18 protein-coding genes, 1 other RNA gene and 1 riboswitch are annotated in these 21,532 nt (G+C 48.1%); of the genes, 16 read left to right on the top strand and 3 right to left on the bottom strand.

Annotated features, from left to right (window positions below; genetic code table 11):
* Positions 1-26: 26 nt before the first annotated feature.
* Positions 27-71, bottom strand: a riboswitch (PreQ1 riboswitch).
* A 189-nt stretch (positions 72-260) separates the two neighbouring features.
* The 7 genes from DW769_RS03915 (at position 261) to DW769_RS03885 (ending at position 9,931) form a co-directional block, all read left to right on the top strand.
* A complete protein-coding gene (locus tag DW769_RS03915) occupies positions 261-728 on the top strand; it encodes a hypothetical protein (protein WP_117802594.1) in 468 nt (155 codons plus the stop codon).
* A 409-nt stretch (positions 729-1,137) separates the two neighbouring features.
* Complete coding sequence (gene rpsL, locus DW769_RS03910) at positions 1,138-1,554, top strand: 30S ribosomal protein S12 (RefSeq protein WP_022463258.1); 417 nt, start codon at positions 1,138-1,140, stop codon at positions 1,552-1,554.
* A gap of 174 nt (positions 1,555-1,728) precedes the next feature.
* On the top strand, positions 1,729-2,199 hold the full coding sequence (gene rpsG / locus DW769_RS03905) for a 30S ribosomal protein S7 (RefSeq protein ID WP_022463259.1): 471 nt from the start codon (positions 1,729-1,731) through the stop codon (positions 2,197-2,199).
* Between the two features lie 15 nt (positions 2,200-2,214).
* The gene (fusA, locus tag DW769_RS03900) at positions 2,215-4,332 is read left to right on the top strand and encodes an elongation factor G (protein WP_117509903.1); all 2,118 of its coding nucleotides are present in this window, start codon (positions 2,215-2,217) and stop codon (positions 4,330-4,332) included.
* A gap of 198 nt (positions 4,333-4,530) precedes the next feature.
* Complete coding sequence (gene tuf / locus DW769_RS03895) at positions 4,531-5,724, top strand: elongation factor Tu (protein ID WP_022463261.1); 1,194 nt, start codon at positions 4,531-4,533, stop codon at positions 5,722-5,724.
* Between the two features lie 334 nt (positions 5,725-6,058).
* Positions 6,059-6,514 carry a DUF2399 domain-containing protein gene (locus tag DW769_RS03890; protein WP_118749989.1) on the top strand — a complete coding sequence of 152 codons (456 nt, stop codon included), beginning with the start codon at positions 6,059-6,061 and terminating at the stop codon, positions 6,512-6,514.
* 21 nt (positions 6,515-6,535) lie between these two features.
* The gene (locus DW769_RS03885) at positions 6,536-9,931 is read left to right on the top strand and encodes a DEAD/DEAH box helicase (protein ID WP_118749988.1); all 3,396 of its coding nucleotides are present in this window, start codon (positions 6,536-6,538) and stop codon (positions 9,929-9,931) included.
* Between the two features lie 150 nt (positions 9,932-10,081).
* Here DW769_RS03885 and asnA read toward each other — a convergent pair whose 3' ends face one another.
* The 3 genes from asnA to DW769_RS03870 form a co-directional block, all read right to left on the bottom strand.
* Entirely contained in the window at positions 10,082-11,095 is a 1,014-nt protein-coding gene (gene asnA / locus DW769_RS03880; RefSeq protein WP_118749987.1) for an aspartate--ammonia ligase, read from the bottom strand.
* A gap of 214 nt (positions 11,096-11,309) precedes the next feature.
* The gene (locus tag DW769_RS03875; RefSeq protein ID WP_118749986.1) at positions 11,310-12,161 is read right to left on the bottom strand and encodes a sugar phosphate isomerase/epimerase family protein; all 852 of its coding nucleotides are present in this window, start codon (positions 12,159-12,161) and stop codon (positions 11,310-11,312) included.
* A gap of 133 nt (positions 12,162-12,294) precedes the next feature.
* On the bottom strand, positions 12,295-13,038 hold the full coding sequence (locus tag DW769_RS03870; protein ID WP_117761712.1) for a ThuA domain-containing protein: 744 nt from the start codon (positions 13,036-13,038) through the stop codon (positions 12,295-12,297).
* 214 nt (positions 13,039-13,252) lie between these two features.
* Here DW769_RS03870 and ffs point away from each other — a divergent pair.
* The 9 genes from ffs (at position 13,253) to DW769_RS03825 (ending at position 21,483) form a co-directional block, all read left to right on the top strand.
* Positions 13,253-13,515, top strand: an RNA gene (gene ffs / locus DW769_RS03865) — signal recognition particle sRNA large type.
* Positions 13,516-13,709: 194 nt separating this feature from the next.
* Complete coding sequence (locus tag DW769_RS03860) at positions 13,710-14,789, top strand: 6-phosphofructokinase (RefSeq protein ID WP_022463267.1); 1,080 nt, start codon at positions 13,710-13,712, stop codon at positions 14,787-14,789.
* Between the two features lie 144 nt (positions 14,790-14,933).
* Positions 14,934-16,583, top strand: coding sequence for a DNA polymerase III subunit gamma/tau (dnaX, locus tag DW769_RS03855; RefSeq protein WP_055265662.1), 1,650 nt, complete (start codon positions 14,934-14,936; stop codon positions 16,581-16,583).
* A 32-nt stretch (positions 16,584-16,615) separates the two neighbouring features.
* On the top strand, positions 16,616-16,969 hold the full coding sequence (locus tag DW769_RS03850; protein ID WP_022463269.1) for a YbaB/EbfC family nucleoid-associated protein: 354 nt from the start codon (positions 16,616-16,618) through the stop codon (positions 16,967-16,969).
* Positions 16,969-17,565 carry a recombination mediator RecR gene (recR, locus tag DW769_RS03845; protein WP_022463270.1) on the top strand — a complete coding sequence of 199 codons (597 nt, stop codon included), beginning with the start codon at positions 16,969-16,971 and terminating at the stop codon, positions 17,563-17,565. The genes DW769_RS03850 and recR overlap by 1 nt, the downstream gene beginning before the upstream one ends.
* Positions 17,566-17,567: 2 nt before the next feature.
* Positions 17,568-18,671, top strand: a complete 1,104-nt coding sequence (locus tag DW769_RS03840) for a LacI family DNA-binding transcriptional regulator (protein WP_117761711.1) — start codon at positions 17,568-17,570, stop codon at positions 18,669-18,671.
* A 280-nt stretch (positions 18,672-18,951) separates the two neighbouring features.
* Positions 18,952-19,605: a fructose-6-phosphate aldolase gene (fsa, locus tag DW769_RS03835; RefSeq protein ID WP_022463272.1), complete on the top strand. Its 654-nt coding sequence runs from the start codon at positions 18,952-18,954 to the stop codon at positions 19,603-19,605.
* Positions 19,606-19,714: 109 nt separating this feature from the next.
* Entirely contained in the window at positions 19,715-20,554 is an 840-nt protein-coding gene (locus DW769_RS03830) for a transketolase (protein ID WP_055219293.1), read from the top strand.
* Positions 20,542-21,483: a transketolase family protein gene (locus tag DW769_RS03825; protein WP_055219295.1), complete on the top strand. Its 942-nt coding sequence runs from the start codon at positions 20,542-20,544 to the stop codon at positions 21,481-21,483. The genes DW769_RS03830 and DW769_RS03825 overlap by 13 nt, the downstream gene beginning before the upstream one ends.
* The last annotated feature ends 49 nt before the right edge of the window (positions 21,484-21,532 follow it).

Here is a 21,532-nt window from a genome sequence, read left to right as displayed (position 1 = left end):
AATCTCCTTGAAATAAAATGATTTTGAGATACTTGGTTTTTTATACTGGGAAGTTCACGAACCAGTCCGGACACCCGTAAAAAGGCGGGAAAATCCGATTATATAAATGCACGGGAATGAGTATAGCACAGATTCAAAAAAGAATCCAGCAAAAAGAATCGAGTAAAAAGAATTCAGTAAAAACAAGCCTTGCCTGTTGGAGAAAAATCGAGTATGGTATATAAGCGTAGAACAAATGAGAATATATGGGAGATAAAAGCATGGCAGATGGATTTTTAGCACCAACGGGAAGATTCTATCCAAAAACAGAAAATTTTCATGCGCAGACCGCGCGGGCAATTCTAGGCCCGGAAGGTCAGACGGACGAGCCGATTCAGGAGCTTTTGCGCCGGGGATATATTTTATTTGTGGGCTTCCACAAACCAGGTGAACCGGAAAATCTCCATGCCGATATGGATTATGTGCTCGGCGGACCGGGACACCCGGCGACAGAAGGACAGAAGGCATGGATTGCGGAACATGTAGAGGAGTTGTCGGGAAAACAGCAGTTTGACATCAACAACGATGAGATAACCTTTCAAAGATTCTACATCAGCAACATCCGTATGTTTCCCTGGTGCAGGGGTTGCGCAGAGGAAAAAGCGCGCGAGCTCTGGGGAAATGCACAGAGTGAGGAAAAACCAAAACGGTGTGATGCGTGCCCGGGCTTTCGAGACCGTCCGCTTTAGAGTATGTCTGAAAAATCATTTCCGCAAACAGCCGGTTTCGTTTTTGTATCGCTGAAGCGACCCGCCGCAGCCGGTGAAGTCTGAAAGCCTGCAAAGCAGGATTCTTTCGTGTACACGTTCTGACGAAAAAAAATGTCAGAAAATAATTGGATGAGAATATAATAGGAAGAAAAAACACTTTTATATAGTAATGCAGCAATGGGGAAAATCCGCAAAAAGCCGCGTGAACACGCGATTTTTACGAATTTTCCCCTTGACTTTTGATAGGACAGACGATATAATAAACGAGCGTGCGTAAAAGACGGTTTCTTTTGGCGCGCAAAAAGCTGCAAAGCATTTATGTTGAACAAAAGCAGCCGTATGAAACCCCGTGGGACACACGGAGAAATCTATCAGGAGGTGAAATGGAATGCCAACATTCAACCAGTTAGTAAGAAAAGGCCGTGAGACTTCCGTAAAGAAATCTACCGCGCCGGCACTGCAGAAAAGCTACAATTCTCTGAGAAAGAAATCCACAGATATGTCTTCTCCTCAGAAGAGAGGTGTGTGCACAGCTGTTAAAACTGCTACACCGAAAAAACCTAACTCAGCTCTTCGTAAAATCGCCAGAGTTCGTCTTTCCAACGGAATCGAAGTAACAAGTTACATCCCAGGAGAAGGTCACAACCTTCAGGAGCACAGCGTTGTTCTGATCCGTGGAGGAAGAGTTAAGGACCTGCCAGGTACCAGATACCACATCATCCGTGGTACACTTGATACTGCAGGTGTTGCTAACAGAAAACAGGCCCGTTCTAAATACGGTGCTAAGAGACCGAAAAAGAAATAATTAAGTAAAACGAGTTCGAGATATATCTAGTATCACAAAAAAAGCGAAATGTTGTGCGTTATTCCATAAATCCCCACGGCTGCGGATTTATAGAGAATTTACACGCGCGGACATACTGCAAATAAGTGTGAGTACCGATGATTTAATCGAATGATGGTTAAGGAGGGAAGTAACGTGCCACGTAAAGGACATACTCAGAAAAGAGATGTTTTAGCAGATCCGTTATACAATAACAAAGTGGTAACCAAGCTGATCAACAACATCATGCTGGATGGTAAGAGAGGCGTTGCCCAGAAAATCGTATACGGCGCATTTGCTAAAGTAGAAGAAAAAGCTGGAAAACCAGCAATCGAAGTATTTGAAGAAGCAATGAACAATATCATGCCGGTTCTTGAAGTAAAAGCAAGACGTATCGGTGGTGCTACTTATCAGGTACCGATCGAGGTAAGACCGGACAGACGTCAGGCTCTTGGCCTTCGTTGGCTGACCGCTTATTCTCGTAAGAGAGGCGAGCGTACCATGGAAGACAGACTGGCAAACGAGATTCTGGATGCATCTAACAACACAGGTGCTTCTGTGAAGAAGAAAGAAGAAGTTCATAAGATGGCAGAGGCTAACAAGGCATTTGCTCACTACAGATTCTAAGAGGAGGAAAATCCGTTGGCTGGAAGAGAATATCCATTAGAGAGAACCAGAAACATTGGTATTATGGCTCACATCGATGCAGGTAAAACAACCCTGACCGAGCGTATCCTGTACTATACCGGTGTTAACTACAAGATTGGTGATACTCACGAAGGAACTGCTACCATGGACTGGATGGAACAGGAGCAGGAACGTGGTATCACAATTACTTCAGCTGCTACAACCTGCCACTGGACTCTGGAAGAGAACTGCAAGCCGAAACCGGGCGCTCTTGAGCACCGTATCAACATCATTGATACCCCAGGCCACGTTGACTTTACCGTAGAGGTAGAGCGTTCTCTTCGTGTACTGGACGGCGCTGTCGGCGTGTTCTGTGCAAAAGGTGGTGTAGAGCCTCAGTCTGAGAACGTATGGCGTCAGGCTGATACCTACAACGTACCGCGTATGGCATTCATCAACAAGATGGACATCCTTGGTGCTGACTTCTACAATGCTGTAGATCAGATCAAGACCAGACTTGGTAAAAATGCTATCTGCCTTCAGCTTCCAATTGGTAAGGAAGATGAGTTCAAGGGAATTATCGATCTGTTCGAGATGAAAGCTTACATCTACAACGACGATAAGGGTGATGATATCTCCATCACTGATATTCCGGAAGATATGAAAGACGACGCTGAGCTGTATCATACAGAACTGATCGAAAAGATCTGCGAGCTGGATGATGAGCTGATGATGCGTTATCTGGATGATGATATCCCGTCTGTTGACGAGATGAAAGCAGTTCTGCGTAAAGCTACCTGCGAGTGTACAGCTGTACCGGTATGCTGCGGTTCTGCATACAGAAACAAAGGTGTTCAGAAACTTCTGGACGCTATCCTTGAGTACATGCCGGCTCCGACCGATATCCCGCCAATCGAGGGTACCGATCTGGACGGAAACCCGATCGTAAGACATTCTTCCGATGACGAGCCGTTCTCCGCACTGGCATTCAAGATTATGACAGACCCATTCGTTGGTAAACTGGCATACTTCCGTGTGTACTCCGGTACTATGAACTCCGGTTCTTACGTACTGAATGCAACAAAAGATAAAAAAGAGCGTGTTGGACGTATTCTTCAGATGCATGCAAACAAACGTATGGAGCTGGATAAAGTTTACTCCGGTGACATCGCAGCTGCAATCGGATTCAAGTTCACCACAACAGGTGATACCATCTGCGACGAGCAGCATCCGGTAATCCTTGAGTCTATGGAGTTCCCGGAGCCGGTTATCGAGCTGGCTATCGAGCCTAAGACAAAAGCAGGCCAGGGCAAACTGGGTGAGTCCCTTGCAAAACTGGCTGAGGAGGACCCGACCTTCCGTGCACACACCAATCAGGAGACTGGTCAGACCATCATCGCTGGTATGGGTGAGCTGCATCTGGAAATCATCGTTGACCGTCTGCTTCGTGAGTTCAAAGTAGAGGCTAACGTAGGTGCTCCGCAGGTTGCATACAAAGAGACCATTACCAAACCGGCAGACATCGACAGCAAATATGCAAAACAGTCTGGTGGACGTGGACAGTATGGTCACTGTAAAGTTAAATTCGAGCCTATGGATGCAAACGGCGAAGAGATTTACAAATTCGAGTCTACCGTTGTCGGTGGAGCTATTCCGAAAGAGTATATCCCGGCTGTAGGCGAAGGTATCGAAGAGGCTATGAAAGCCGGTATCCTGGGAGGCTTCCCGGTAGTTGGCGTTCATGCAAATGTATACGACGGATCTTATCATGAGGTCGACTCTTCTGAGATGGCATTCCACATCGCCGGTTCTCTGGCATTCAAGGAAGCTATGCAGAAGGGAGCTCCGGTTCTTCTTGAGCCTATCATGAAAGTCGAAGTTTCCACTCCGGAAGATTACATGGGTGATGTTATCGGTGATATCAACTCCCGTCGTGGTCGTATCGAGGGTATGGATGACATCGGCGGCGGAAAGATGATCCGTGGATTCGTACCGCTGGCTGAAATGTTCGGTTACGCAACAGACCTTCGTTCGAAAACTCAGGGACGTGGTAACTACTCCATGTTCTTTGATAAATACGAGCAGGTTCCGAAAAACGTACAGGAAAAAGTTCTGTCTGCAAAAGCAAAATAATTTGAGAAACCGTACTGGTTGTGCAGTCCTTACCGGCTGCACAGCCTGAATGTATATCTTTTTCAAAGATTTCCCTTGCAAATAGGACAGAAATGCAATATAATCAGACTTAGCAGGTTTACGATTCAGGTGGGTTCCTGCCACCAATTTAGTCTCAAAAAAGCCCACTGGGCGCAATTTTAAGGAGGACATTTTAAAATGGCTAAAGCTAAATTTGAAAGAACAAAACCGCATTGTAACATTGGTACCATCGGCCACGTTGACCATGGTAAAACAACTCTGACCGCAGCTATCACAAAAGTACTTTCTACCAGAGTAGAAGGAAACACTGCTGAGAACTTCGAAGATATCGATAAAGCTCCGGAAGAGAGAGAGCGTGGTATCACAATCTCTACTGCACACGTTGAGTATCAGACAGAGAAAAGACACTATGCACACGTTGACTGCCCAGGCCATGCTGACTATGTAAAGAACATGATCACTGGTGCTGCACAGATGGACGGAGCTATCCTTGTAGTAGCTGCTACAGACGGTGTTATGGCTCAGACAAAAGAGCACATCCTTCTGTCCCGTCAGGTAGGTGTACCTTACATCGTTGTATTCATGAACAAATGCGATATGGTAGACGACGAAGAGCTGCTTGAGCTGGTAGACATGGAGATCCGTGAGCTGCTGAACGAGTATGACTTCCCGGGAGATGACACTCCGATCATCCAGGGTTCTGCTCTGAAAGCTCTGGAAGATCCGGCTGGCCCATGGGGAGATAAAATCATGGAGCTTATGGATGCAGTAGATAGCTGGATCCCGGATCCGCAGCGTGACACTGATAAAGATTTCATCATGCCTGTAGAGGACGTATTCACCATCACTGGTCGTGGTACTGTTGCTACTGGCCGTGTTGAGGCTGGTGTTCTTCATCTGAATGAGGAAGTTGAAATCGCAGGTCTGAAAGAAGAGACCAAGAAAACTGTTGTAACTGGTATCGAGATGTTCCGTAAACTCCTCGATGAGGCTCAGGCTGGTGATAACATCGGTGCTCTGCTTCGTGGTGTTCAGAGAACAGAGATCGAAAGAGGACAGGTTCTGGCTAAACCAGGTACCGTTCACTGCCATACCAAATTTACCGCTCAGGTATACGTTCTGACAAAAGACGAGGGTGGCCGTCATACTCCATTCTTCAACAACTATCGTCCGCAGTTCTACTTCCGTACAACTGACGTAACAGGTGTTATCACTCTTCCGGAAGGAACTGAGATGTGCATGCCTGGTGATAACGTTGAGATGACCATCGAACTGATCCACCCGATCGCTATGGATCAGGGTCTTACCTTCGCTATCCGTGAGGGTGGCCGTACCGTTGGATCAGGCCGTGTTGCTACTCTGATCGACTAATTTCGGTTATCTATGAGCAGTGCAAATTCGGAGAGTAATGACCGGTGGGAGCTTGCTCACACAAGGGCATTAGTCGGAGAATTTATAGGGCGACAGCCCGACCGAGATGGAGCGAAGCGAAATCGAGGAAAGCACTGCGGGAAATAAAATATAATTGTATCGAAAGATACTTGTGCTCAAACGTAAGAGACCCCGGCGCCGTAAGGCGGCCGGGGTTTTTCTGTTTTTAACCAAAAGAAACTTATCATATATAGCAGGATATGATATAATTTTTATTAGTTGAAATAAAAGAGAATAAGAAAGGAAAAAAGGATGGACTACTTGGAGGCAATTGATGAAACCTCTTATTTATCAGTACCGAATGCAATGGAGAGAACTGCTGCAGTGCGTGGGAGTTGTGCCGGATAATATTTCTTCCATGGTACATGCGTTTGGAATTCGTTTGAAAAAACAGGAGATATGGCATCCAGCATATGAAGCCTTTTGCCGATGCGGGGAACCGTATGTGCTTACCATGGAAAATCTGAAGGGTATTACAGAAGTACAGCCTGTCGGAACGTGTGTATACATTGTGGAAAACGAAATGGTATTCAGCTATCTTATGGAACAGGTGCAGGGAAAGAATGTGTCGCTGCTGTGTACGTCGGGACAGCCGCGGTATGCAGCATTAAAACTGATTTCGTTGATCGTACAGAGTGGGATTCCCATTTACTACAGTGGAGATCTTGACCCGGATGTGATCAAAACCAGAATCTGTAAAATACGAATTGTGAATGATGGGAAAAGATAGAACAGAAAGGATTTTACCAGCATGATTACAAAGGCGGACATCAAACAGGAGACGAATTCCGTATCATATAACCGTGGAAAAAAGATTTATGAAGAACAGAAAGTGCATGCTTTTCAGGTACAGGAAATGAAGGATATTTTCGGATATCAACTGCATAAAATTACAGCTGTCGTAGACGGAAGCGGAAAAAATATGTATTGTGTCAGCGTTTCTGTAGATGAAGAAATGTCTGAAATTATGGAAGATGATTGTGATTGTCCGGCACATGAGCAGTACTGGGGATTGTGCAAACATTGTGTCGCTGTTTTGCTGTACTATCTTGAATGGCGGAAAAAAGAGAGAAAAAAACTGGAAGAAAAAGTGAGAAATGACGAAGAACATCAGGAACTGGAGCAGCTTCTTCGTGCTGTCGGCGTGAAAAAAGGAATGAAAGAATTCCAGGGAGAACATAAAATTGTCAGAAAAGTAGTAAAACCAACACCAAAAGCAGAGACAAGCCCCGGTTTTTCTGAACTGCTTTCACATTATGTGATGCGGGATCAGGTTGCTTTTCTGCCGAAAGCAAAAGCAGGTCAGGTTAAACTGGAAATTCATCTGGAGAGCCAGTTTGACGATTCCTTTCGGGCAGAATTTAAAATCGGAAGCAAAAGGATGTATGTATTAAAAAGTGTTTCCAAAATGACAGCAGCTGTAAAAAATATGGAAACGGTCAGCTACGGTGCGCAGCTTTCTTTTTTGCACTGTATGGATGCTTTTGAAGAAGAAAGCCGTCCGATGGTAGAATTTCTGAGTGCATATACCATGGAATGCGGCTCATGCTATCAGATAGGTACCGGCAGCTATGCGTCCTGTTTTGATGACCGTTATGTGATGATTTCTGTGCAGAATATGGATGAATTTTTTGAGGCTGTTGGCAGCCAGGAGTTCTTTTGTCGTACGAACTGGAGAGAAGAAAAACTGTGGCACTGCCAGGAGGGGATGCCGCAGTATGAAATGAAGCTTTTACGGAAAGCAGATGGCCTAAAGGTACAGATGTATGCGGATCCCATTTTTTATGGCAGAAAATATTTGTATTTTCTTTCAGAAAAAAATACAATTTACCGAATCCCAAGGGAAGAGATAGCAGAAGTCTGCGACTTCCTGGAATATATGGAGCGATGTCCGGACGGAGTCTGTGAAATTGCAAAAGAAGATATCCCGACCTTCTGCCAGGGACTTCTTCCGGTGTTGGAGGAACATTTTAAGGTAAAAAAAGAAGAAAAGCTGGAATTACAGCAGTATCTTCCGCCGCAGGTGGAATTTCAGATTTATCTGGATGCGCCGCAGCATGATATGATTACCTGCGAACTTCTGGCTGTCTATGGCGAGAAAAAATACAATGTTTTTGCAGATGCAAACGATATCCATCAGCTTTCCCATGGCCGTGATGTACGGAAAGAAGCGGCGGCAAACCAGCTCGTTCGATCTTGTTTCAGTGCCTATGATGCGCGGAAACATCAGATGCTTCTCCAGGGAGCCGATGAGATGTATGAGTTTTTAAGCAGCGGTATGGAAGATCTGCAGAAACTGGGCGAAATTTTTGTTTCTGACCGGTTAAAAGCGATCCGTGTCATCCCGTCCCCGAAAGTTTCTGTCGGTGTATCCCTCGCAGAAAATGTACTGGAACTTCATTTGAATCCGGGCAATTTTGGCATGGAGGAACTGGCAGAGATTCTTTCAAAATATGACCGGAAAAAGAAATTTTACCGCCTGAGGACCGGTGAATTTATGGATATGGACGAGGACGGTATCCGCGTTCTCTCGGAACTGCGGGAAAATCTGCAGATCTCCGAGGCAAAGCTGAAGAGCGGCGAGATCACAATTCCGAAATACCGAGCACTCTACCTCGATACCCGTTTAAAAGAGCAGGATGATCTTCAGGTTGAGAAAAACCGCGAGTTCCGTATGCTGATCCGAAATATGAAAACTGCAGAGGAGAACGATTTTGAACTTCCGGACAATCTGCAGGCACAGCTCCGTGAATATCAGAAAACAGGATTCTGGTGGCTGAAAACCTTATGCCAGAACGGCTTTGGCGGTATTCTGGCGGATGATATGGGACTTGGAAAGACGCTGCAGACCATCGCCTTTCTCTTATCTGAAATGCAGGAAGCACCCGAAGATGCAAATCGTCGTTCTTTGATCGTTGCACCGGCATCTCTCGTCTATAACTGGGAGAGCGAATGTGCCCGCTTTGCTCCGGAGCTGCAGACGAGACTCGTCGCCGGCACACAGGAACAGAGGAAAGAGATGATCCAAAATGCCGGTATGCAGGATATTTTGATTACCTCGTACGATTTGCTCCGCCGCGATATCGAACTGTATCAGGATCTCCCGTTCTTCTGCGAGATCATTGATGAGGCGCAGTTCATCAAAAATCACGCAACGCAGGGAGCAAAAGCTGTGAAAACGATCCATGCATCGTTCCGCCTGGCATTAACCGGAACACCGGTAGAAAACCAGTTAAGTGAACTATGGAGCATCTTTGATTATCTGATGCCGGGATTCCTCTATGGATATCAGAAATTCCGCGAGCAGTTTGAACTTCCGATTGTGCGAAACGGCGACGAAGAAAGATTAGAACGTCTGCAAAAGATGATCCGTCCGTTTATTCTGCGCCGTCTGAAGAAGGAAGTGCTGAAGGATCTGCCGGATAAAATTGAGAAAAATATGGCTGCCTGCATGGAACAGAAGCAGAAGGAGCTGTATCATGCACATGCCCAGCGGCTGGCGCTTATGCTGCAGAACCAGACAGAGGAAGAATTTGCCGATTCCAGGTTCCAGGTGCTCTCTGAACTGACGCGGCTGCGTCAGCTCTGCTGTGATCCTGCGCTTGTTTACGAAAATTACGAAGGCGGTTCGGCAAAACTCGATCTCTGCATCGAGCTGATTCAGAGTGCCGTGGAATCCGGCCACAAAATCCTGCTGTTCTCCCAGTTCACTTCGATGATCGAGATCCTGACCGCGCGTCTGCAGGAAGAAAGCATCAGCTACTTTGTCCTGCAGGGAAGCACGAAAAAAGAGCAGCGTGCACAAATGGTGGAACAGTTCAACCGGGATGACACGTCTGTATTCTGTATTTCCCTAAAAGCAGGCGGAACCGGCCTGAACCTGACCGGCGCGGATATCGTCATCCATTACGATCCATGGTGGAATGTTGCAGTTGAAAATCAGGCGACAGACCGTGCACATCGTATTGGGCAGAAAAATGTTGTGACGGTATACAAATTGATTGCAAAAGGAACCATCGAGGAAAAAATCATCAAGCTTCAGCAGAGGAAAAAAGAGCTGGCGGAAGAGATCCTTTCCGGTGATGAAATTAAGACAGCATCCTTTCAGAGAGAGGAACTGCTTGAGCTTTTGGAAGAACGGTTCTGAAACCGCGAAAAGCAGAAAAAGATTTGATGTAAGGACGAAATGCAGCAGCAATGCAGGAAAATATAAAAGGGATACGTTTCTGTCATACCCTGAAAACGGGCGGACAGGAAACGTATCCCTTTTACAGTAATAGTCTATTCGAAACCAATCTTACAGAAGCTGAATATTCATCACATCCATCACCTCTCGTGTCTCCATCGGCCATACCGAGCACTGTACCTCTCCGATGTGCGCTTTGCGCAGGAAAAACATACAGATACGGGACTGTCCGATACCGCCGCCGATTGTCTGCGGGAGAGTGCCGTTCAGAATGGATTTCTGGAAGGGAAGCTTCGCGCGGGACTGGCATCCGCATTCCTTTAACTGAGCGCGGAGAGCATCTGCGTTGACGCGGATACCCATGGAGGAGAGCTCAAGAGCGATGTCAAGCACTGGATAATAAACGATCAGGTCGCCGTTTAAGGACCAGTCGTCGTAGTCCGGGGAACGTCCGTCCTGACGCTCTCCGGAAGCAAGCACGCCGCCGATCTGCATAATAAAGACAGCACCTTTTTCTTTGGTGATTGTATACTCTCTTTCCTTTGGAGTCAGATTCGGATAGCGATCCTCAAGTTCCTGGGAAGTGATAAAGAAAATTTCATCCGGCAGAATGGTTTCGATGTAGTCGTACTGGTCTGCCATATGTTTTTCCGTGTTTTTCAGTGCCTCATAGATATCTTTTACGGTACTCTTTAAGAAATCAAGATTGCGTTCTTCCGGGGACATGATTTTTTCCCAGTCCCACTGATCCACGTAAACGGAGTGAATGTTGTCGGTCACCTCGTCCTGGCGGATGGCGTTCATATCGGTGTAGATGCCTTCTCCCTCAGAGAAGCCGTATTTGTGAAGTGCGTACCGTTTCCATTTTGCCAGAGACTGAACAATTTCAGCGGTTTTCTTGGTACCCTGATCCTTTAACTCAAAAGAAACCGGGTGTTCTACGCCATTCAGATTGTCATTCAAGCCGGTTTCCGGCTGTACAAAAAGTGGAGCTGTTACACGGAGCAGATGCAGACGATGTGTCAGCTCATGCTGGAAATAATCCTTTACTGTTTTAATCGCCACCTGTGTATCGTGGAGGTTTAATGCAGATTTGTAACCCTGCGGAATAATAATTTCTCCCATTACTTTAAAACCCTCTTGTTTTAGATTTGCTTTTCGAATCATGCCTTCTCAAAAAGCTTCAAATTTAGTTTACCATGTTTTCCCTGGAAAGCAAGGAAAAGATACGAAAAAACCAAAGATAGTAAAGAATTTTTTCGACATATTTTCCTTGCTGAATTTCTCCCCGGAAATACGAAATTTTCCGAAAATCAGAGCGCTTATGAAAGAGGCGGAATTATTCGGAAACCCACTGGCGCAGAAACGCTGCGGACTGTTCGATGAACGATAACTGATCCGGCGCATCGAAATGCTCGATGGCGAGATAACCGTCGTAATCGCACGCTTCTAAATCTGTAAGAAGCTTTGCCATCGGCAGATATCCCGTTCCGGCCGGTGTCTGGCCAAGGCCGCGGCAGAAACGTCCGTGAACGAGCGGACTTTCGGCACGATCCTTACAGTGAACATGGACAATATAATCCTTCAGAAGCCAGGCAGCATACGAAACATCCTCATCACTGAAAGCAAAATTTCCGATATCAAGCGTATACCGCAGCCCCGGCACGTGCTCCATAAACCAGAGCAGCGGATATGTGCGTGCAAACGGCTGTAAAAAACCGTCAAAGTCCTCTAAGGTAATCGTAACGCCACGCAAAGCCGCATATTCGGCGAGTGAGGAAAGCGCATGTACCATATTTTGAATCGATTTGTTTTCGGTCATAAAAGTACTCGTTGCCTCATAGGTGCTGCTGCAGGCTGCAAGCTCTGCCGCTTCGGCAGTTTCAAGCGCGCCTGCAACAAACAGGACACGCGAAACCTGCTGCGATGCCGCAGTATCGAGCATCTGCTGTGCTCTGCCAAGATCCGTATCATGGGAAAAATCAAAGGTTTCATGCATACAGCTGATCACCAGCCCCGCATCGGAAAGCATCGGGGCAATGACCTCTTTTTCTGATGCAAACAGACTGTAGTTCATCTCAACAGCCGAAATTCCCTGATCCCTGCAGAACGCGAGCACTTCCGGAATCGTCTTACCGGATTGCTCACACGCCTGTAGAATGTGTTCGTAAAAAACGGAAAGCTTTCTCATATAACATTTCCTCCTGATTTATGCAATGTGTACGCAGATTCCATCCGTGTATTGCAGAACATTTTTGATCGTGAAATCAGACCCCTGTTTTGAAAAAATCAAACGGGATACAGATATCGGTAAACTGCAGCTGCTATTTTTGGTGTGAAGAAAGATACACTTCCTCCGTAGATGGATTCACCCATGCATTATCCAGTGGTGCCGGTCTTCGTACTACAGGAACGCACCAGCGTACCCCATTTTTGATAATCTTCTGAATCACCGGCATATGGTAAATGGGGTATTCCTCGTGTCCCGGCTGAAAATAGAAAATTTTGCCCAGCCCACGTGTAAAGGTGCATCCGCTGCGGAACACCTCACCGCCTGCAAACCATCCCGTAAATACCACATCATCCGGTTTGGGAATATCAAAAAACTCCCCATACATCTCTTCCTCCGGAATATCCACCCATGCCGGAATTCCCTGCGCGATCGGATGGGTCGGACACGTACAGAACAGTCTCTCACGATCCCCATGCCGCCACCGAAGCGTCATACTTGTTCCGAGAAGCTTCCGCATAATCTTGGAATAATGCCCTGAATGCAGAACTACCAGCCCCATTCCGGCCAGCACATGACGCCGAACCCGCTCGGCCACATCGTCCGAGAACTCCTCCTGCAGCATATGATTCCAGAACACCAGCACATCGGTATTTGCCAGCACTTCTTCCGTCAGCCCATGCTCCTTCTCGTCAAACACAGCCGTCCGAACCGAAAGCTCCTCCTCCTGTCCCAGAAACTTTGCAATACAGGTGTGAATCCCGTCCGGATAAATCTCTTTCACTTTCTCCTGCGTTCGCTCATGCTGAAACTCATTCCAGACCGTAACTCGTATCATTCGTCCATCCTCCTTCTATAAGAAAAAAATGTATCATTTTCAAAAAGTTATCGATAGCAAATCTTGAAAATAATGAAAAAAGCAGTCGTTCACACTCTGCGGTACTGAATTTTTGCGTTATTTTCTGGCCTTACTATAAATTATACTCGTGCTATACCAATATTTCAATTCACAAATTCCTTGACATCCCCTCCGAAATCCCGTATACTAAACAATGCGCAGCCGGGGAGATAGCGGTGCCCTGTACCCGCAATCCGCTACAGCGGGGGTGATGCCAATCCGAGGGCTCTTTCATTGCGAAGCTGCCTTCTATAAGTGACGTTGACGTCTGGGTCTTACGCAACAGGACTCCATGAACCGTGTCAGGGCAGGAATGCAGCAGCACTAAGTGGAATCTCCTGTGTGCCGTGAGGGTGCCTGGGCCGAGTAGGCTGTAGGAGTAACGTTCGTGGTGAGAGTTCGAAGTGCGGCGCGCATAAAAAAGAAAATCCAAGGAAGCCTGAACCACAGACTTCCTTTTTTCGTACAAAAAATAGAAACTCCCGCGCTTTCTTCCCCCGAACTATTGTGAGAACGAAAAAAATAGGGTATAATGTAAACATTCCATAATACTGCCAAGAAACAAGAAGCAGTCGTGAAAATCTAATAAAGAACAGGATGGGAAAAGTCATATGTTAAGAATTGGTCTGTTAACAAGCGGCGGAGACTGCCAGGCATTAAATGCGACCATGCGCGGAGTCGTAAAAGGCCTTGCAAACAATGTAAAAGATCTCGAAGTATACGGATTCATGAACGGCTATAAAGGCCTCATCTACAGCGATTACCGCATGCTCAGTGCAAAAGATTTTTCCGGTATATTAACACAGGGAGGAACTATTCTCGGAACCTCACGTCAGCCGTTCAAGCTGATGCGTACCCCGGATGCAAACGGTCTGGACAAAGTGGAAGCAATGAAGCATACCTACCACAAGCTCCTTCTGGACTGCCTTGTCATTCTTGGCGGAAACGGAACCCAGAAAACAGCAAACCTCTTGAGAGAGGAAGGACTGAATATTATCCATCTTCCGAAAACCATCGATAATGATATCTACGGAACGGATATGACCTTCGGTTTCTACAGTGCCGTCAATATTGCATCCGATGCGATCGACTGCATCCATACAACAGCCTCCTCTCACCAGAGAGTTTTTATCGTAGAGGTTATGGGTCATAAAGTAGGCTGGCTGACGCTGTACGCCGGAATCGCAAGCGGCGCAGACGTTATCCTGATTCCGGAAATTCCATACGATATTGAAAAAGTATGCGAGGCCATCAACAGACGAAAAGAGCGCGGAAGCGGATTCACCATTCTTGCCGTTGCCGAGGGTGCAATTGCAAAAGAAGACGCAGCACTTCCGAAGAAAGAGCTGAAAAAACGTCAGGAAGAAATCGCAAAGAAATACCCGTCCGTATCCTACAAGATCGCAGAAGAGATCGAGGCAAAGACAGGCATGGAAATCCGCGTCACCGTACCGGGCCACATGCAGCGAGGCGGCAGCCCGTGTCCGTATGACCGTGTCCTTTCCACAAGACTCGGATCCGAGGCAGCACAGCTTATTCTGGACAAACAGTACGGCTACATGGTCGGAATGGTCAACGGAAAAGTAAAGAAAATTCCGCTGGGCGAGTGCGCCGGAAAATTAAAGACCGTAGATCCGAATGCACAGGAAGTCCTGCAGGCAAAACGGATGGGAATCAGCTTCGGCGATTGATGCGTTCCCGAAAAAAGGCAAGGAAAAAGAACGGAGGCCTTAAAGCAAGAAGAACAAGGTCTCCGTTCTTCTGTTGCACTGCTGTCCAAAAGAAACTGCCGGCGGCAGGCTTCCATGCCGATGCAATAAAAGGAGAAAAATTTTATGAGCTATACTGCTCTGTACCGAAAATTCCGTCCTTCCACCTTTGAGGATGTAAAAGGACAGGATCACATTGTAACAACATTAAAAAATCAGATCCGCGCGGACCGCATCGGTCATGCGTACCTGTTCTGCGGAACCCGCGGAACAGGAAAAACGACGATCGCCAAGATTCTCGCCCGCTCGGTCAACTGCGAACATCCCGTGGACGGAAGCCCGTGCAACGAATGTCCGACGTGTAAGGCGATTCTGGCGGGCGTTTCCACGAACGTCATCGAGATCGACGCGGCATCGAACAACGGTGTCGACAACATCCGTGAAATCCGTGAGGAGGTAGCCTACCGGCCGACACAGGGACGGTATAAAGTCTATATCATCGACGAGGTGCATATGCTTTCTACCGGAGCGTTCAATGCACTCTTAAAAACCCTGGAGGAGCCGCCGTCCTATGTCATCTTCATTCTGGCGACCACAGAGGCAAACAAAATCCCGGTGACGATCCTTTCCAGATGCCAGCGGTACGATTTCCGCCGCATCACGATCGACACCATTGCGGCGCGTCTTAGTGAACTGATGGAAAAAGAGGGCGTGGACGTCGAAGAAAAAGCCATCCGCTACGTCGCAAAGGCGGGCGACGGATCCATGCGAGACGCGTTAAGCCTCCTGGACCAGTGCATCGCCTTCTACCTCGGGCAGAAGCTGACGTACGATAAAGTCCTTGAGGTTCTCGGAACTGTTGATACCGAAATCTTCAGCCAGATGCTCCGCACGATCCTCGCCGGGGATGTAACGGGAAGCATCCGCACGCTGGAAACCCTTTTAAACCGCGGAAAAGAGCTGGGACAGTTCGTTACCGACTTTACGTGGTATCTGCGGAATCTGCTGTTGGTAAAAAGCGCAGATGAAACCGAAGAACTGCTCGACGTCTCTACAGAAAACCTGAAGCTCTTAAAAGAAGAGAGCACGATGGTAGACGATGAGACGCTGATCCACTATATCCGCGTTTTATCCGAGCTCTCCGGCCAGCTCCGCTATGCGGCGCAGAAGCGCGTGCTCGTTGAGGTGGCGCTCGTCAAACTCTGCAAACCGCAGATGGAGCAGAACCTCGAATCCGTGCTGGAGCGTCTTAGGATTCTCGAAGAAAAAATGGAGCGCGGAATCCCGATGATGGTGACAAATGCACCGGGAGCAGGAAACGGCAGTGCAGGAGGCTCCGGAGCGGCCGGAGACGGCTATGCGGCGGCAGAAACACCGCAGAGTGCACCGGCACCAGTGAAAGCCGCACCGGCGGATTTACAGCGCATCAGCGCGTCCTGGAAGGCAATTGTCGGCCAGACAAGCGGCATGTTCCGCCAGTTTCTGCAGAGCGCCGTTCCGAAATACAACAGCGAGACGGGCGACGCCAAACTGTTTGTTGAGTTTGCAGACCAGCTCGCATCCATCTACGTTGAGCGGCCGGAGGCAGCCGATGAGATCCGCACCATTATTGAACAGATGACTGGAAAAACCGTAGAGGTCCAGCTCATTTTAGCAGACCAGCATGCAAACGCCGCGCTCTCCACGATTTCCGTGGATGATGCACTGACGCAGGCGATTCATGGAATCCCGGTCGAGGAGGACGACGAGAGCGACTTCGACGACGGGGAAGAATAAATTAAAAACAAATTTTTCAGGAGGATATTACCATGGCAAAAAGAGGAGGATTCCCGGGAGGAATGCCGGGCAACATGAACAATCTGATGAAGCAGGCTCAGAAAATGCAGAAGCAGATGGAAGAGAACCAGAAAGCACTGGAGGAGAAAGAGTTCACTGCGACAGCAGGCGGCGGAGCCGTAGAAGTAACCATTTCCGGTAAAAAAGAAGTAACCAAAGTTAAAATCAGCGAAGATGCCGTAGATCCGGACGACGTAGAAATGCTCGAGGATCTGATCATGGCAGCAACCAACGAAGCACTGCGCAAAGTTGAGGACGAGGCAGCCAAAGCTATGGGCAAACTTGCCGGCGGACTCGGCAGCATGGGCGGAGGATTCCCGTTCTGATGGATTACTACAGCGGATACATCAATCAGTTGATCGAGCAGCTGTCCCATCTGCCTGGCATCGGTGTGAAAACCGCACAGAGGCTGGCATTTCATATCATGAATATGCCGGCCGACCAGGCAAAACGGCTGGCCGATTCGATCACAGAAGCAAAATCCCACGTTCAGTACTGCAAGTGCTGCCAGACGCTGACCGACAAAGAACTGTGCCCGATCTGTGCCAATGTCAAGCGCGATCACAGCGTGATCATGGTGGTGGAGACGACGCAGGATCTTGCGGCATATGAAAAAACCGGAAAATACGACGGCGTTTACCACGTCCTGCATGGAGCCATTTCCCCGATGCTGGGAATCGGGCCGGACGACATCCGGTTGAAAGAGCTGATGCAGCGTCTCCAGGGTGATGTCTCGGAAGTTATCGTTGCCACAAACTCCAGTCTGGAAGGCGAGACGACAGCGATGTACATCAGCAAGCTGATCAAGCCGACCGGCATCAAGGTAACACGGATTGCGAGCGGTGTTCCGGTGGGCGGCGATCTGGAAAATATTGACGAAGTCACCCTTCTGCGTGCGTTAGAGGGCAGAACGGAGCTGTAATTATGGGCAGAAAAAAAGTGACATCCAGTGATGTCGCAGCAGCCTCAGGCGTATCCCAGGCGACGGTCTCCATGATTCTGAACCGGCGGGAAAACGTTTCGTTCTCGCGGGAAACAGTAGAAAAAGTGGAGGCGGCGGCAAAAGAGCTGGGCTACCAGATTCCCCGGCGGAAGATGAGAAGAGAGTCGAACGGCAACAAGCTGATCGTCGTCTTCTGTCCGACGCTGACGAATCCTTACTATGTGATGTTGCTGCACGGCATCGAAGAAGTTGCAAAAGAGAAGAATTACGGGGTCTTTGTCTGCAATACGCAGAGGGATCTGAAAATCGAAGAGAATTATCTTCGGATGATGAAGAGTGTGCGCCCGCGCGGCATTATCTATACCTGCAATCCGAGCAGAAGCTGCAAGGAAAAAGTGGAGGAGCTGGCCGCGGAGATTCCGCTTGTCATCATCAACAACCGAGAAGAGCTGCTGGAAATTGATGCGGTCGAGCTGAACAATGCAAAACCCGGCAGGCTGATGGCACGCCACCTGCTGGAACTGGGACACCGGCATGTGGCGTTTGTTTCACCTCCGCTGACTTCCAAACAGGGCCAGCGCCTGAAACGCGTGGAGGGCTTTGTGCGCGAGTTTGAGGAGGCAGGATACGGCCACGGCGTGATCGTCAAATCGGCGGATGAGGACCTCGACGAGGTGATCCCGAGCATGGATTCTGAGTACAAGATGGGCTATTATCTGACGAAGGAACTGCTGCGGGAGGACAAGAACCTTACGGCAATCGTCGGCATGAATGATATGATCGCGTTCGGGATCATGGACGCCGTGCTCGAGAGCAAACTGCGCATTCCGGCGGATATTTCCGTAGTGGGATGTGACAACACCGTCTATTCCAGCTTCCGCTCGATTTCCCTGACGACGATTGACCACTATGTGCCATTGAAGGGCCGCGATGCGTGCGATATCATCCTGCGGAAAATCCAGTCTCTTCGGGAAAGCCAGGACGGCAATGAACCCTTAAGCACGTATCATGTCGAGTATGAGCCGAAACTGATCGTGCGGCGCAGCACTTCGTATGCAAGAACCGAAAAATTAAAAAATAAATAGGACGGCTGAAATTATTATTAATAATTTTGAATAAAACAGCTCCGACGCAAACCGGGAAAACACAAAGAAAAGGAAAAACCGGAAAAAATGAGAAAAAATCCGCCAGAGTAATTTATAAAATAGTATTTATAAATAATAAAATTAATTAATAAAAATGAGGCCGACTTGACGGAAAAACCAAACATATCTATACTGGAGATAACAGAAAAACGGAGCCGTTCTGCGGAAAACAACAGGCCCCGAAACCTTACGAAAGTATGAATATGGGAGGAAAAACAACATGAGATTTTTCATCGACACAGCAAAAGTAGAGGACATTAAAAAAGCAAACGACATGGGCGTTATCTGCGGCGTTACCACCAACCCGTCCCTGATCGCAAAAGAAGGACGTGACTTCAAAGAGGTCATCAAAGAGATCACCGAGATCGTAGACGGACCGATCAGCGGCGAGGTAAAAGCTACCACAACAGATGCAGAAGGCATGATCAAAGAAGGCCGTGAGATCGCAGCCATCCATCCAAACATGGTTGTTAAAATCCCGATGACCGTAGAAGGACTCAAAGCTGTTAAAGTTCTGAGCGCAGAGGGCATCAAGACAAACGTAACCCTGATCTTCTCCGCAAACCAGGCACTTCTGGCTGCAAGAGCAGGTGCAACTTATGTTTCCCCATTCCTTGGAAGACTCGATGACATCAGCACCCGCGGCGTTGATCTGATCCGTGAAATCGTTGAGATCTTCGACGTAGCCGGCATCGACACCGAGATCATCGCAGCAAGTGTCCGCAACCCGATCCACGTAACCGACTGCGCACTGGCTGGTGCAGACATTGCAACTGTTCCATACAACGTAATCGTACAGATGACCAAACATCCTCTGACCGACGCCGGAATCGCAAAATTCCAGGCTGACTACAAAGCTGTATTCGGCGAATAAGACCTAAACATGATTGCATAAAAGCTGGAAATATGGTATTGTGAACAAAGTGAACAATAGCGATATTTCCAGCTTTTGATTCCGATTCAACTAAACAAGGAGAAAAGACATGAACAAGTTAGAACTTCAGAAGACGGCCAATGAGATCCGCAAAGGGATCGTCAGCGGCGTTCATGCAGCAAAGGCCGGCCATCCGGGCGGATCTCTGTCTGCAGCCGATATTTTCACGTATCTGTATTTTGAAGAAATGAACGTGGACCCGAAAAATCCAAAAGATCCGGACCGCGATCGTTTTGTACTTTCGAAAGGCCACACAGCGCCGGGACTGTATGCAGCACTGGCTGAAAAAGGTTATTTCCCGAAAGAAGATCTGCTGACCCTTCGCCATCTTGGATCTTATCTGCAGGGACATCCGGATATGAAACATATCCCGGGCGTTGATATGTCAAGCGGTTCCCTCGGACAGGGAATCTCCGCAGCAGTCGGAATGGCACTCGGTGCAAAACTGCAGAACAAAGCATTTCGTGTTTATACACTTCTTGGCGATGGTGAAATCCAGGAAGGTCAGGTCTGGGAGGCAGCCATGTTTGCCGGAGCAAAACATCTGGACAACCTCGTTGTGATCGTAGACAACAACGGACTTCAGATCGACGGAAACGTAGCAGATGTCAACAGTCCGTACCCGATCGACAAAAAATTCGAGGCATTCAACTTCCACGTAATCAACGTAGCGGACGGCAACGATTTCGATCAGCTGAAAGCTGCATTTGATGAGGCGCGCACCGTAACAGGCATGCCGACCGCCATCATCACAAAGACCGTAAAAGGAAAAGGCGTTTCCTTCATGGAGAACCAGGTAGGCTGGCACGGAAAAGCTCCGAACGATGAAGAATACGCAATTGCTATGGCAGAACTGGAAAAGGCAGGTGAAGCGTTATGTCAGAAGTAAAGAAAATCGCAACAAGAGAAAGTTACGGTAATGCACTGGTTGAACTTGGCGCAGAGCATGACAATCTGATCGTACTCGACGCTGACCTTGCAGCAGCAACCAAGACTGGTGTGTTCAAAAAAGCATATCCGGACCGTCACATCGACTGTGGTATCGCAGAATGTAATATGATGGGAATCGCTGCCGGCCTTTCCACCACAGGCATCGTTCCGTTCGCAAGCACCTTCGCGATGTTTGCCGCAGGCCGTGCGTTTGAGCAGGTACGCAACTCCATCGGATACCCGCATCTGAACGTAAAAATCGGTGCTACCCATGCCGGAATTTCCGTAGGAGAAGACGGCGCAACACATCAGTGCAACGAGGATATCGCCCTGATGAGAACCATCCCGGGCATGGTCATCCTGAACCCGGCAGATGATGTAGAGGCAAAAGCCTGCGTGAAAGCAGCTTATGAATACAACGGACCGGTTTACCTTCGTTTCGGACGTCTGGCAGTGCCGGTGATCAACGACAGACCGGATTACAAATTTGAGCTCGGAAAAGGCGTTGTTCTCCGTGAAGGCAAGGATGTCACCATCGTTGCAACAGGCCTTTGCGTAAGCTCCGCTCTGGAAGCAGCAGAGAAACTTGCCGCAGACGGCATTGATGCCAAGATCATCAACATCCACACCATCAAACCGCTGGATGAGGAGCTGATCGTTGCAGCAGCAAAAGAGACCGGCAAAGTCGTAACCGTAGAAGAGCACTCGGTGATCGGAGGACTTGGAAGCGCAGTCTGCGATGCACTGGCAGAGAAATGCCCGGTTCCGGTGAAAAAAATCGGTGTACAGGACGTCTTCGGAGAGTCCGGCCCGGCAGCCGCTCTTCTTGCAAAATACAAACTCGACGGCGAGGGCGTTTACGAGCAGGTAAAAGAGTTCTGTAAATAAGATTTTTCGAAATAAATGACAAAAGAAAACAGGCAGAGGCCACACCGGA

This window comes from Blautia sp. AM29-29 (genome assembly GCF_003480555.1).
GTDB lineage: Bacteria > Bacillota > Clostridia > Lachnospirales > Lachnospiraceae > Fusicatenibacter > Fusicatenibacter saccharivorans.
This window is presented reverse-complemented; position numbering and strand designations above follow the sequence as displayed.